Raw genomic sequence first — 13398 nt, 5'->3', positions numbered from 1 at the left:
TCTCCGGCTCGCGTCGTCCGGCGGCGTCCGGCGAGGCCCGGGACTCGATCACCCTTTGTCTCCCGCGCCTCGGTCTAGAAGCGGTACCGCATGCGGGCCGCCAGCGTCCGCGGCGGGATGACGTGTGTTCCGCCGAAGACCGACTCGATGTTGTAGACCCCCTCCTTGTCGAAGGCGTTCAGCAGATCCACCTGAATACTGATCGGCGATCGGTCATGGTCCAGGTCGAAGCCGAGCGAAAAGTCGCAGATCGTCCGGGCCTTGATACGGTTCGGATCGAAGCGCGCACCGCTGTGGACGCTGACGAACGGCGCCGCGAAGGCGTTGTCGGGGTCGGCGGCCAGCGTGGCGGGATCGGCGTCGGTCACCAGACCAGAGTCGTAGCGGATGTTCGTCCCGACCCAGAAGCCGCTCTTGTGGAAGTCGTAGGTCCAGCCGGTCTGGATCTGCAGATTCTGGTCGTGATCGATCAGGAATTCGCCCGCCGTGAGATCGCCGATCGCCCCCTGGTCGAGGAAGAGACCCCCCACAGGCGGGGCCCCGTAGATCGCCCGTGTGTGTCCCGCCGACACGAACCCTCTGACCCCCGCCGTTTCCGCGAGATCGAGCCTGATGTTCCAGCCGTGGAAGCGGCCGTGCGAGAAGGCAAGCGGGAAGACGATCCCCGTGTTGAGGAACTGGTCCTGGTCCCCGGCGAAGTGCCCCTGGCGCTGCCAGAAGTCGACGTCGAGCCTGAGGCGCTTCCCGATCGCCTGCTGGAAGCCGGCGTCGTAGGCGTTCTGCCTCTCCGAGCGGACGGCGAGGACGCCGCCGCCAAGTGGCTGCGTAGCCTGGATGGCGGGCGGGACGAGCGCCGCCGCCTCCGCGGAGGAGCTGAACAGGATGTTCTCATACTCCGGCGTGTAGAGGACGCGGTTGTACGACGCGCGCAAGACAGTTCGCTCACCCGGCAGAGTCCAGGCGACGCCGAGGCGGGGCTCGAGCTGCGAGTCGGCGACCGGCAGGTTGTTGTGGTCGTAGCGCAGACCCAGGTTCGCCGTCACATGCTTGAGACGGATGTCGTCCTGGACGTAGCCCGCATAGTAGGTCCCGGTGCGCTTGCCGTGGAACTGGAACAGAGTGCCGCCGCGCGTCAAGTCGTACGGCGCGAGATTGGGGTTGAAGTCGGGCGACACCGGATCGTTGTCGTTCGGGTCTGTCAGTCCGAACTCGAAGGTCTCGTCGACCGGAATCCGCTTGAAGACCCCTCCAATCTTGAATTCGTGGACGCCGGCGATCCACGTCATCGACGGGTTGACGCCGTAGTTGTCGAGCGACCGGTCCGAGAGGGCCGTGACCGGGGTGTCGTTCGGCGACGGGTCGAGACGGAAGGACGAAAAACGACCGAAGACGTCCACGTCGAGGAAGCTCTTCGCCGAATGGATATGCTGCCAGCCGAAGTTGACGTTCTGGTCCTTGGTCGTCACCCGCTGATCCTGCCCGGCCGCCTCCTGCGTGAACGTGTTCGGCACGCCCCGTTTCGTCTGGCCGGCAAGCATCGTCCAGCGAAACTTGTTCTCGGCGCTCGGGGCCCAGTCAAGCCGGACGAATCCCCTCCCGGTGTCGCCGTCGTTGTTCAGGTTCGCCGGGTTGACCGGATCGAGGAAGCGGTCGGACTTCGATCCGTTGAACGAGGCGAACAATCCGAACGTGTCGGTTCCGTACGTGGTCGAGACGCCCCCCTCGTAGGTGCCGAAACGCGAGCCGCCCGCGAGAACGTCCCCCTTGAAGCCACCCGAGCCCAGGCCGGACTTGGTGGCGAGGTTGATTACGGCCCCGACCTTCTCGCCGAACTGCGCCGGGACGTTGCCGTAGATCACCTCGATCGCCTGGGCGATCCCCGGGTCGATGGAGTTCGAGAAGGTCAGGCCCGTCTGGTCCGAGATGGTCTGGCCGTCGACGACGTACTCGTTCTGGCTGTGCGCCCCCTGGAAATGAAAACGTCCGTTCTCGTCCTTGGCGAAACCGGGAGTCGAGGTGACGATCTGCTCCATGGCGCGCGAGGCAATCGGAGCGGGGGCCTTGGCGATGAACGACTTGTCGATGTCGACGTGGCTCGTGGACGTGTCGGTCTCGAGCTGAGCCTCCTTTTCCGCCGTGACCTTGACCGATTCGGTCAGGGTGGTCGTGAGCTCGACTTTGATTTCGAGGGGAATGGGCGAGCGGACCTCCAGCTGCTTGTAGACCGTCTGGAAGCTGGTTGCGTCGACGCGCAGCATGTAAGGATTGAACGGCACATTGAAGAACTGGAAGGACCCGTCCGCGCCTGTCTTCACCTGCGCGAGGAAACCGGTCACGGCATTGCGCAGCTCGACGACCGCGCCCTCCTTCCCCTGGTCGTCGGGCCCGACGGTCTTGCCGTGGATTGTTCCCACGTCGGCGGCGATGGAGAACGAAACAACAATTCCGATCATCATGATCCAAAGCACACAATGTCCCGCACACTTCCTGATGAGCGACACGAATAGCCTCCATGAATGAATCACGGTCAGGGGATCAATCAGGTGCCGGCGCGTGAGCATCCCGTGTGACCGGACGCCGGGGACGATCCCCGATCACGCCTTGAACGACGCGTGGATGGAGATCGACCCCCTGGCGCGCCGGGCGCGGATGCACGCGTCGCCGTCAGGGATCGAGCCCTGCCGCCCCGACATTGTCGGGGATTGTTCAGTTATGAGATCGAATCAGGCCGCGAAGTCGATGGAGGCGGGTGGAGCGCGCGAAGACCGGGTGGTGATGGAGGCGGGCCGGACGTGCAGCAACCGGCAGACGGGTACGACTCCGCTGGTTTCGACCGGCGCCGAGAGGATGACCGGCCCATCGGGGGCCGGAACCGGGACGTGGGACGCCAGACACGCGGGACACGAGGCGACCCGCAAGGACCCCGCCACCGACTGCTCCAGCGTGGCGTGCCGTGCCGAGAAACCCAGGATCCCGTGGTTGTGCACCGCGGTGACGACGGCGAAGACCGCCATCCACACCGCGAGAAGCGCTACCACGCCGCGACGGATAGAACGAGAGGTCCCGTCACGTGTCATGTTCAACCTCCTCGATTGCGGGGGAGTATACGTCGAGACCCCTGCATGGACAACAGGATAAACGGCAGGATTAGCAGCCGGTTTCAGGCGGTCAGGCGACGGACGAGCCGGAGGCGGCCGGGGGTGGCGGGGATGGTGCCGGCCGTACGCGCAACGTCGAGCGAGATGTCCCGGCCGAATACCTTGCGGAACAGGTTGGCCTTGGCCTCGGCCGCGTGGAGCTCGACTCCGAGGTCCTGCGCCGAGATGAGGGTGAGGCGGACACGGCCCCGTGTGACCCGGCAGCGAATTTCTCTGAGGCGCTGCGAATGGCGGCGGTCGAGGGCGTCCGCGACCCGCAGCAGAGCCGCGAGCCGACGCACCTGGCTGCGGTCGTCCCGCGCCAGGGCGGCCCAGGCGCGATGCCTCTTCTTCGGGCCCGAGCGGCGGTGAAAACGGGCCACGAGGGCGATGACCTCACGCTCCCTCGGCGTGAAGCCGTCGAGCTGGGCGTGGGCGATCAGCCTGTAGGTGTGCTTGTGGTGGCCCTTGAATCCGACCACGTATCCGATGTCGTGCAGGAGCGCGGCCGCCCCCAGGAGATCGCGTCCGTCCGGATCGAGCCCGAGCGGTCCGGCGACCTGGTCGAAGATCGACAGGGCGATCCGCTGCACCTGGGCGGCGTGCGGCTCCTCGAAGTGCAGCGAGCGCGCGAACGCCTCGGCCGCCGCCAGACGCCGCGGCCGCGAGGGCGGAGAGACCGTGTGGAAGCGCCGGGCGATCATGCGGTTCAGGAGGGCGTGGCGGATGCCGTGCGCGCTGACGCGCAGAGCGTTCACGCGCAGCCGGGCCATCAGCTCGTAGAGGATGGTGACGCCGGCGATGATGATGTCCGCCCTGTCGGGCGACAGTCCCGGCATCTCCCGCCGTTCGCTCAGGCTGCGACGCAGCAGAGCCTCATGCAGATGCAGGAGCTCGGCCTGCGTCATCTCGAAACCCTGGACCGGCCGCCCGGCCAGGCCCTGCCGGGCCATCGTCATCTGCGCAACGGAGGTCGCCGTTCCGCCCGAGGCGATCAGGAGCTGGGGCGGCGGGTCCGCTTCGATGCGCGCCTCGTCGATACGCCGGCGCACCTGCCGACGGAGCGCCTTGAACTCGCGCCGCCGCATCGGGTCGGAGCGCAGGAACTCCTCGGTCAACGTCACCGATCCCAGGTGCAGCGAGTGGACCTGCTGGATATGGCTCCCCAGGGCCAGAATCACCTCGGTGCTGCCGCCGCCCACGTCCGCGACGGCGCACGGGCGATCGGCGAGGTCGAAGCTGCGGGCGGCGCTCTCGAAGGCCAGCTCGGCCTCCTCCTGCTCGGAGATCACCCGCACACGCAGGCCGGTCTCGGCGCGAACCCGCTCGACGAACGGTTTCCGGTTGGCGGCGTTCCTGATGGCGCTCGTCGCCACGACCGACATGCGCTCGACGCCGCGGGCGCGCGCGATCTCCGCCATCCTCTTGAGCGCGGTCACGGCGCGGCGCATGGCCGCCTGAGACAGCCGCCCCTGGCGGTTGAGCCCGGCCGCCAGGCGCGCCACCTCGCGCTCGTCATCGAGCGTGCGAAAGGCGCCGTCGGAGTGGGCCTCGACGATGAGAGAGCGGATGGTGTTCGAGCCGATGTCCACGACGCCGAGGAGGGTCCGCTTCATGCCGCCGTCCATCCCGTCTGCGCCTGACGCGGGAGTGACCCGCGCCTCGCGGCGACCCGTCCCGGACGCTCGCCGCCCCCGGAGGGGGCCGCGAAGACGGGACGGAAGCCGGCCAGGCGGCGCAGGGACTTTTCGGCCTGGCGTGTGCGGCCGCGCAGGAGGTGGCTCAGGAAGCCGCCGGCACCCGGGACGTGATCGTTCCGGCGCACGACCTCGATCAGGACATCGAGATCGTGAAGACTTCCAAGGTCGCTCTGCAGCGATCGCGCCGCCTGGATGGCAGGCCGCAGGCCCGACGCGCCCGCCTCGGTGAGAGCCTCGAGAGCATAGCGGTAGCGCTTGATGGCGATGCGCAGCCGGTGCATCGCTTCCGGATCACCGTCACGGGTTTCGGCGCGGGCCCGCAGCACCGCCCGCACGTGGCCCCCCATGGCGTCCCCCGCCGGTGCGGCGGAGTCTGGGGGCCTGTTCGCGATCTCCCGCAGCAGCGTCCGGATCCGTTTGCGGATACCGGGAAGGCGCCGTCGCTTCTTCGAGGGGCGTGACCCGGCGGTACTCTCCAGGCGGCGGGCCAGGTCCGCCACGAACTTTCGTTCCTCGCGCCCCGGGACGGATCGGAACTCACCGAGCAATCCCAACAGGACCCAGGTGTTGCGCGCCGCGCCGAGCCGCCGCCGCAGCGTGCGCGCGCGGCGATCGAGCCTTCGTCTGGGACGATCCGGCAACCGGTCCCCGACGATCTCCAGCGTCGCCTGAAGACGCCGCGTCGCCACGCGCAGATCATGAATCGCTTCGCCGTCGCCTCTGCGCAGCACGCGACGGCGAGCCTTGAGGACGTCGCGACCGCGCGCCGAGACGATCTCCCGGGGCCAGTCGGTGGTCGCCGCCGGGAATTTCGTGGCTCGTCCGCCGCGCGGACTCCTCGTCCCGCTCACGCGCGCATCATACAGGATCTCCTGGGGTTACCTGGAAGTTGCCCATTTGTCACAAGGTTGTCACATCGACACCGCAGTCTCCCTGGGCTATACTCTGGCCTTCCTCATACTTTGGAAGAGGGAAAGTCGCGGGGCGGACAATTGCTCAGGCGTGGCAAGCTCATCGTTGTCGAAGGGATCGACGGCTCCGGCAAGAGCACCCAGATCAAGCTCCTGCACAAGTGGCTCGTGGCGCGCGGGCATCAGGTCGTGTTCACCGAGTGGAACTCGTCCGACCTGGTGAGACAGGCGACGAAGCGCGGCAAGAAGAAGAATCTCCTGACCCCCACGACGTTCAGCCTGCTGCACGCCACCGACTTCGCGGATCGGCTGACCTATCGCATCATCCCGTATCTCAAGGCCGGCACGACCGTCCTGGCGGACAGGTACATCTACACCGCCTTCGCGCGTGACATCGCGCGCGGCGTCGATCCGCGCTGGGCGCGCGACCTCTACTCGTTCGCGGTCAAGCCGGACGTGGCGCTCTATTTCCGCGTGCCGATCGACGTCGCGGTTGACCGCATCCTGGGCTCGCGGGAGAAGATCAAGTTCTACGAGGCCGGCATGGATCTCCGTCTGAGCCAGGATCCGGTCGAGAGCTTCCGTCTCTTCCAGGGACGCGTCATCGAGGAGTACGACCGCATGACCGGCGAATTCGGCTTCCGCGTCATCGACGGGACGCGCAACATCGACAGCCAGCAGCAGCAGGTGAGATCCATCGTGACCCGTCTCTACAACGAGCCCGCTCTGGCGGAGGCATCATGACTCCCGGCAAGGACGGCGCCAAATACTACGGCCACGGTCTCCCCTACACCGACATCCGTGATCTCAAGGGGACGCTGATCACGATCGAGGGGACCGACGGGGTCGGGCGCTCGACGCAGGTGAGTCTCCTCAAGGAGTGGCTGGAGGTGCAGGGGTACGGCGTCATCGAGACCGGCTGGACCCGCTCCGAGCTGATGTCCGAGACGATCGGCGCCGCCAAGGCGGGCCACAATCTCAACCAGATCACCTTCAGCCTGCTCTACGCCACCGATTTCGCCGATCGACTGGAGAAGATCATCCTGCCGGCGCTGCGCTCGGGGTTCGTCGTTCTCGCAGACCGTTACGTGTTCACCGCCTTCGCCCGCAGCGTCGTGCGCGGGGCCGATCCGGCGTGGATCCGCAGCGTGTTCGGGTTCGCGCTGGTCCCCGACCTGACGCTCTATCTCAAGATCGACGCCGACACGCTGATCCCGCGTGTCCTGCGCACGCGCGGCATCGACTACTGGGAAGCCGGGATGGACATGCACCTCGGCACCGACCTGTTCGAATCGTTCCGCAAGTACCAGTGGCGCCTGATCCGCGAGTACAACAAGATGTCGCGCGAGTTCGGCTTCGTGACCGTCGACGCCACGCAGGGCCCCGAGGAGATCCAGGCGCGCATCCGGCGGCGCGTGCAGGCGCTCCTCGACGATCGGCGGATGCAGTCCCTGTCCAGCAGCCTCGAGACCCTGCGCCCGCTCCTGTTCGAGGCCGAGGACGAGGAGCCGGTGGCCGCCGGGACCACCGTCCGGGGCGCCGACGAGGCGCCGGCCCGCGCGGCGCGCGCTCCCTCCCGGGACTGAGATCCGCTCCGGCCCCCGGCAGCGATGCAGATCTACCTCCTCCGCCACGCCATCGCCGAGACCCGCGATCCGGAGCGTTACCCCGTCGACGCCGATCGACCCCTGACGCGCGAGGGACGCAACCGGATGGCCCGCGCCGCGCGCGGCATGCGCTCCCTGGGCCTGCGTTTCGATCTGGTGCTGACCTCGCCTCTGGTGCGCGCCCGGCAGACCGCCCGCATCGTCCTCCCGGTGTTCCGTCCCCGTCCTGCCCTGCGCGCCCTTCGCCCCCTGTCGCCCGGCGGCGGAACCGGCGGCGTGTTCGCCGCGCTGGAGGCGGTCCCCGCCGAGGCCGCCGTCCTGCTCGTCGGTCACGAGCCGGACCTCGCCCGCCTGGCGGGAGCCATGACGCTCGAACCTCGCGGCGACATCGCCCTGGAATTCAAGAAGGGCGGGCTCTGCCGGATCGATTTCGAGGGATCGGCCAGACCGGGGCACGGGCGCCTGGTCTTCCTGCTCACGCCGAAGATCCTCCGCCGCCTGGCGCCCCGATCGCGCTGAGGCGGACCGGATCGTTACCGCAAGGACACCGGACCGGCACGCGGCCTTCCCCCGGCGGGCGCACCCTGATGTCGCCCTGGGAGGATCGCGCATGTCCACGATGGAAGCCGACGGCCGGGATCGCCGGACCGTCCTGTCACGGTATCTGCGGGATGTCCGGAGGGTGGCGGACCTGAACGACTCGGATGCGCAGGGCCGGGAGGGAAATCGACTTCGACGCTACCCGCTCAGACTCCGATGGAGACTTGCCACGGATTCGCTCTCTTAATCAACGGCGGAAGACGTGACGAGAGGACGGCAGCTAAGGACAGTTGCGTCCGGTTCGCGCCACGCCGCTCGAAGAGGTCCCCAGCGAACCGAGCCCGTTCGGACAGGCATCGTCGGCCCGCACGAGGTAGAAGAAGGCTTGACCCAACGGAGGCGTCGCACCGTCTGCGAGACTCGTGGCCGTAGATCTCGTGCCAACGCAGACCGCTGCACCCACAAAGTCTGCGGAGTCTGTGGACCGCAGCACGTCGTACGCATCTACTGCCGCCCCTGGGGCCGACGGCGGAGACCACGTGAGCGTCACATCATCCACGAACTGATCTCCCAGGACCTCCGAGGGGATTGCCCAAGTGGCTCCATCCGTGTCATCACAGTCTGCGGCGTTCGAGACATAACCCGGTGACTGGGCGCAGGATTGAGCGGAGACCAAGGGATCTCCGAAGCCATCGCCGTCGGCGTCCAGGAAGTAGGTCACCGGCGTGCATGCGCAGTAACGTCCACCGGTGTTGACGTATATACCGCCGACGGAGACGCTCCCGCCCCACACGATCATCTGGCTTCCGGTCCAGACGGCGGGCGCACCGGCGCCGGTTGGCGATCCGAGGGCGGAGATGGACCTCCACGTATCAGCGAGCGGGTCATAACGAGCTCCCGGAGGCGTTTGCTCGGACGCGAAAACCAGCATCTCGCTCCCCGTCCAGACGAACGGGAGGCTCCTGCCGGCACCCGGAGCATTCAGGACAGACGTCGGTGCCCAGGTGTCGGACAGAGGATCGTACTGCCCGCCGGTATTCACATCGCCTCCCCAGAATATCGCCCGATCTCCGGTCCATGCGCCGACCGGGCCGATCCTTCCCGGTGGAGAGCCGGTCGTCGAGGTCGGAATCCATGTATCGGCAGTCGGATCGTACCGCCCTCCATCAATTGGATAAATGCCGTTGCCTGCGTACCCTCCCCAGACCACCATGACGCCGCCGGTCCAAACCGCCGCTTGATCCGTTCTCCCAGTCGGGGCGCCTGGGGTCGAGGTAGGGCTCCATGTATCGGCCACCGGATCGTAACGGCCACCGGTGTTGAGGTAGAAGAGTTGCGGAGTGTAGGCATATCCTCCCCACACCACCATGACCTTACCCGTCCAGATAGCCGTATGGCCGGCGCGGCCGAGAGGCGCGCTGGTGGAGGTGGGCGCCCATGTGTCGGCCACCGGGTCGTAGCGCCCCCCTGTATAGTAAAAGGCCGTCTTGGCGGAGTTCGTCCCGCCCCAGACCACCATGACATGACCCGTCCAGACCACCGTCGGCACGTCGCGTCCAACCGGAGCGTTCAGAACGGAGGTCGGCGACCAGGTATCGGTCATCGGGTCGTATCTGCCCCCGGTGGTGAGAAACTGGCCATCGAACCCACCCCAGATCACCATCAGGTTGCCTGTCCAAACGACCCTGTGACCGCTGCGTGGCGATGGGGCCCCACCGGTCGAGGTCGGTGTCCAACTGCCGGTGGCCGGATCGTAGCGGCCTCCGGTGTTGAGATCGATTTGATCGTTGGAGCCCCCCCAGATGATCATGAGGTCGCCGGTCCACACGGCCGAATGGATCCCTCGCTTCTCCGGAGCGTTGAGCGTGGCCACCGCTTTCCAGGTGTCGGAGGACGGATCGTACCTGCCGCCAGTGTTCAGGCTTCCGTGATTAGTGCCGCCCCACGCGATCATCTCCTTGCCTGTCCAGATCGCCGTCGCGCCGCCACGGCTCGACGGCGCGTTGATCAAAGAGGTCGGCCGCCAGATATCTGCGACTGGATCGTACCGCCCTCCGTCATTCAGATATACGCCGTTGCCGGCGTACCCGCCCCAGACCACCATCTGGCTTCCGGCCCACACGGCCGAATGCCCGGAGCGGACGGACGGAGCATTCAGCAAGGAGACGGATGACCAGGAGTCGGCGGAAGGGTCGTACTGACCTCCGGTGCTGTCCGGGTCGCCCCCCCAGACGATCATCCTGCTTCCGGTCCAAACGGCTGTATGTCCCGTCCGCGCCGGTGGCGCGTTAATCGTCGAGATGGAAATCCACGTATCCGTCGCGGGGTCGTAGGAGCCCCCGGTACCGAGGCGACCGGCACCGCCATAGCCACCCCAAACGATCATCCGTCCTCCCGTCCAGATCGCAGTATGGCTCTGGCGCGGCTCCGGTGCATTCGTCGTTGACATCGTCGTCCAGGAGTCCGAATTCGGCTCGTATCGCCCACCAGTATTCATGTAGGTGCTTCCGAAGATTCCGCCCCAGATCACCATCGCGCTTCCCGTCCACACGGCCGTGTGCCCGTTGCGTGCCGACGGCGCGTTCACCGCCGAGATGGGGGCCCAGGTATCGGTCGCCGGATCGTATCTCGCACCCCTCTTGTCCTCGTCAACCGTGGCTCCCCGAATAGCCCCCCAAATAATCATCTCGGTGCCGGTCCAGACTGCCGAATGGCCCTCGCGTGGGATCGGCGTGTCGTCGAGCGACCCGTTGTCCCAGGTGTCGTCCGTGCAGGACGTGCTTGATTCCGGCCATGGCAGTGACAGATCGGACGCGGCGACGGCGACGACCGATCGCTCGTCGAGATTGCTCACCACCTGCGTCCACCAGTCCTGCCATCCTTGCTTCGGAACCGCGAAGCTCGCGACGCGGAGTTCGTCCGGTTGTCTCGTAAGAGCGACGCGAAGGATGAATTTCTCGCGTTCCTCAACCAGCGGCCCAGTTTCGCCGACGTTCGTCGGGACACGCGCCATCCAGGTTGCAAATTGATCGGGTGAGAGCTCCACGCGAATCTCATCGGGCTCCCTTCCCCTCGACACCTGCGTACCGCCGCACGGGCCTCTGACAGTCGGGAGGTCACTTCGTACGAAGTCGACAACGGTACGGCTCGGCTGCTCGGCCCATGGATCGAGGTCCCCGCGCACAAAACCGTCGCGCAGGGACTCGGCCGCCAGCCGAGACCCCAGATGAAGCGATTGGTCGTAGGCGAAGAGATTCCTGGTTAGGCGCGCGACCAGGATCTGGCGGGCGAAGCACTCCCGGATGAGAAACGGATCGGCGTTCAGCGCCGAATAAAGCTCCCGCAGGCGCTCGGGCATTCGGGTTCGCTGCGTCAGTCGGATTAATTCGCCCTGCAGCATCGCGGCGGTGACGGGCGTGTGCCAGAACTTCTCGAGCGCCACGCTCTCCTTGAGGTAGGTTCGTACTTTCCGCTCGAGGAGCGTGCGAGGGACGGCGTCTTCGAACGACCTGGACGTACCGATCTGGTGAGAATAGTAGACGCGCTCGATGGCTTCCTGTGCGAGGACTCGTTCTTCGAAGGTCAGATCACGCGCCAGCACCGGAGCTGTCGCCGACAGACTGGCTACGACGACCACAATCTGGACCGCGAGTCTTGGCTTCACTCGAGCCTCCCGAGTAAGGTCGAGACGTGGCTCGCCGGAGCTCGCTCTTCCTGGAAGAGGTTGCGAGGGACGTATGGAAAGATTATGCCGTCAGCGACGTTGTGGGTCAAGGGAGATCGCGCCATCCAAGGTGTCACTAAGGGGTATCGCCGAACCAACGGGGAGGGGAAGCGGCATCTGGGACGAGTTTTGCGGTGTCGCCGGGTTTCACCGCAGAGGCGTGCTGTGGGTCCTGCGCGTCCGTCTCGTGCTGTTTCCGGCGACTTCGGGCGCTTTCAGGACTCCCCGCCCGCGCGCTTCTGGGCGCCGGGATGACGCACGTCGCGCCCCTCGCACATGAAGATGACCATCTGGGCGATGTTGGTGGCGTGATCGGCGACGCGCTCGAGGTACTTCGCGATGAAGGTGATGCGCAGGGCCCGGCTGACGTTCTTCGGCTCCTCGATCATGTAGGTCAGGAGCTCGCGGAACAGCTGGACGTTCAGTTCGTCCACGGCGGCGTCCGCCCGCAGCACCTGGCGCGCCAGGAAGGGGTCCCGTTTCACGAAGGCGTCGAGCGACTGGCGGACCATCCCCGCCGCGGCCGACGCCATGCGGGGGATGTCGATGTACGGCTTGAGCGGCGGCTCTTCGTTCAGCTCGATCGAGCGCTCGGCGATGTTGACCGCAAGGTCGCCGATGCGCTCGAGGTCGGTCACGATCTTGAGGGCGGTGGCGATGAACCTCAGGTCCGACGCGGCCGGCTGCCGCAGCGCCAGCAGGTTCAGGCAGAGGTGATCGACCTCCAGCTCGGCGACGTCGACCCTGGGGTCCGAGTCGATGACCTGGCGCGCCAGCTCGGGATCCCGGTCCAGGAGGGAGCGCATCGCCGAGCCGATCATCTCCTCGACCATGCCGCCGACGAAGAGGATCTTCTCCTTCAGCTCCACGAGCTCCATCTCGTAATGCCGGCTGGTGTGCTCCATCAACCGAACCGTCCCGTGATGTAGTCCTCGGTGCGCCGGTCGCCCGGGGTCGTGAAGATCTTCGGCGTCTCGCCGAACTCCACCAGCTCGCCCATCAGGAGGAAGCCGGTGACGTCGGAGGCGCGCGCCGCCTGCTGCATGTTGTGCGTGACAACGACGATGGTGTAGCGCGACTTCAGCTCGTCCATCAGCTCTTCGATCTTGGCGGTGGCGATCGGATCCAGGGCCGAGCACGGCTCGTCCATCAACAGCACCTCCGGCTCGACCGCGAGCGCCCGGGCGATGCAGAGCCTCTGCTGCTGCCCGCCGGAGAGCCGCAGGGCGCTCTCGTGCAGGCGGTCCTTGACCTCGTCCCAGAGGGCGGCCGAGCCGAGGCTGCGCTCGACCGCCTGGTCGAGGGCCGCCCGCGACCGCGTGCCGAGGATCCGGGGGCCGTAGGCGACGTTGTCGTAGATGGACTTCGGGAACGGGTTCGACTTCTGGAACACCATGCCGATGCGGCGGCGCAGCGCGAATACGTCGACGTCGGGCCCGAACACGTTCTTGTCGTGGAACAGGATCTCGCCCGAGATGCGCACGCCGTCGATCAAGTCCTGCATGCGGTTGATGCAGCGCAGCAAGGTCGACTTCCCGCAGCCCGAGGGTCCGATCAACCCCGTGATCTTGCGCTCCGGAACGTCGAGCTCGATGCCGTGCAGCGCCTGTGTCTCGCCGTACCACAGCGAGAGATCGCGCACGCGGAGCGCCGCCTTCTCGAACTCGGGTCGTCTCGCCAAGTCGGGGCTCCACGCCGGCTGCACGACTACACTCCGCTCCCGGCGTACTTCCGGCGCAAGTGATTGCGGATCAGGATCGCCGTGAGATTGGTGCAAAG

Annotated in this window: 10 protein-coding genes; 3 read left to right on the top strand and 7 right to left on the bottom strand. The window is 66.6% G+C overall.

Annotated features, from left to right (window positions below; all coding sequences use genetic code 11):
- Positions 1–74: 74 nt before the first annotated feature.
- The 4 genes from VEW47_10380 to VEW47_10365 form a co-directional block, all read right to left on the bottom strand.
- Positions 75–2456 carry a TonB-dependent receptor gene (locus VEW47_10380; GenBank protein HYS05587.1) on the bottom strand — a complete coding sequence of 794 codons (2382 nt, stop codon included), beginning with the start codon at positions 2454–2456 and terminating at the stop codon, positions 75–77.
- Positions 2457–2723: 267 nt separating this feature from the next.
- Entirely contained in the window at positions 2724–3077 is a 354-nt protein-coding gene (locus tag VEW47_10375) for a hypothetical protein (protein ID HYS05586.1), read from the bottom strand.
- 83 nt (positions 3078–3160) lie between these two features.
- Positions 3161–4753: a Ppx/GppA phosphatase family protein gene (locus VEW47_10370; GenBank protein ID HYS05585.1), complete on the bottom strand. Its 1593-nt coding sequence runs from the start codon at positions 4751–4753 to the stop codon at positions 3161–3163.
- Positions 4750–5688, bottom strand: a complete 939-nt coding sequence (locus tag VEW47_10365; GenBank protein HYS05584.1) for a CHAD domain-containing protein — start codon at positions 5686–5688, stop codon at positions 4750–4752. Before VEW47_10365 ends, VEW47_10370 begins: the two co-directional genes overlap by 4 nt.
- A gap of 141 nt (positions 5689–5829) precedes the next feature.
- Here VEW47_10365 and tmk point away from each other — a divergent pair, with 141 nt between their 5' ends.
- From tmk to sixA, 3 genes are read left to right on the top strand one after another with little or no spacing between them, the layout of a single operon-like run.
- On the top strand, positions 5830–6492 hold the full coding sequence (gene tmk, locus VEW47_10360; GenBank protein ID HYS05583.1) for a dTMP kinase: 663 nt from the start codon (positions 5830–5832) through the stop codon (positions 6490–6492).
- Positions 6489–7334, top strand: a complete 846-nt coding sequence (locus tag VEW47_10355) for a thymidylate kinase (GenBank protein HYS05582.1) — start codon at positions 6489–6491, stop codon at positions 7332–7334. Before tmk ends, VEW47_10355 begins: the two co-directional genes overlap by 4 nt.
- A gap of 24 nt (positions 7335–7358) precedes the next feature.
- A complete protein-coding gene (gene sixA / locus VEW47_10350) occupies positions 7359–7874 on the top strand; it encodes a phosphohistidine phosphatase SixA (protein ID HYS05581.1) in 516 nt (171 codons plus the stop codon).
- A gap of 301 nt (positions 7875–8175) precedes the next feature.
- Here the strand turns inward: sixA and VEW47_10345 are convergent, their stop codons facing one another.
- The 3 genes from VEW47_10345 to pstB all read right to left on the bottom strand — a co-directional run bounded on the left by VEW47_10345 (position 8176) and on the right by pstB (position 13300).
- A complete protein-coding gene (locus tag VEW47_10345) occupies positions 8176–11559 on the bottom strand; it encodes a hypothetical protein (GenBank protein HYS05580.1) in 3384 nt (1127 codons plus the stop codon).
- A gap of 275 nt (positions 11560–11834) precedes the next feature.
- Complete coding sequence (phoU, locus tag VEW47_10340; protein HYS05579.1) at positions 11835–12524, bottom strand: phosphate signaling complex protein PhoU; 690 nt, start codon at positions 12522–12524, stop codon at positions 11835–11837.
- Complete coding sequence (pstB, locus tag VEW47_10335; protein ID HYS05578.1) at positions 12524–13300, bottom strand: phosphate ABC transporter ATP-binding protein PstB; 777 nt, start codon at positions 13298–13300, stop codon at positions 12524–12526. The genes phoU and pstB overlap by 1 nt, the downstream gene beginning before the upstream one ends.
- Positions 13301–13398 lie beyond the last annotated feature (98 nt).

Source organism: Candidatus Dormiibacterota bacterium, from assembly GCA_035635555.1.
GTDB lineage: Bacteria > Acidobacteriota > Polarisedimenticolia > Gp22-AA2 > Gp22-AA2 > Gp22-AA3.
The sequence above is the reverse complement of the archived record's forward strand: the minus strand, read 5'-3'. Positions and strand labels throughout refer to the sequence as shown.

Excerpts from the sequence above, each read along its gene's own strand:
- VEW47_10380 (HYS05587.1), bottom strand. The coding sequence starts at position 2,456 with ATGATGATCGGAATTGTTGTTTCGTTCTCCATCGCCGCCGACGTGGGA.
- VEW47_10375 (HYS05586.1), bottom strand. The coding sequence starts at position 3,077 with ATGACACGTGACGGGACCTCTCGTTCTATCCGTCGCGGCGTGGTAGCG.
- VEW47_10370 (HYS05585.1), bottom strand. The coding sequence starts at position 4,753 with ATGAAGCGGACCCTCCTCGGCGTCGTGGACATCGGCTCGAACACCATC.
- VEW47_10355 (HYS05582.1), top strand. The coding sequence starts at position 6,489 with ATGACTCCCGGCAAGGACGGCGCCAAATACTACGGCCACGGTCTCCCC.
- sixA (HYS05581.1), top strand. The coding sequence starts at position 7,359 with ATGCAGATCTACCTCCTCCGCCACGCCATCGCCGAGACCCGCGATCCG.
- phoU (HYS05579.1), bottom strand. The coding sequence starts at position 12,524 with ATGGAGCACACCAGCCGGCATTACGAGATGGAGCTCGTGGAGCTGAAG.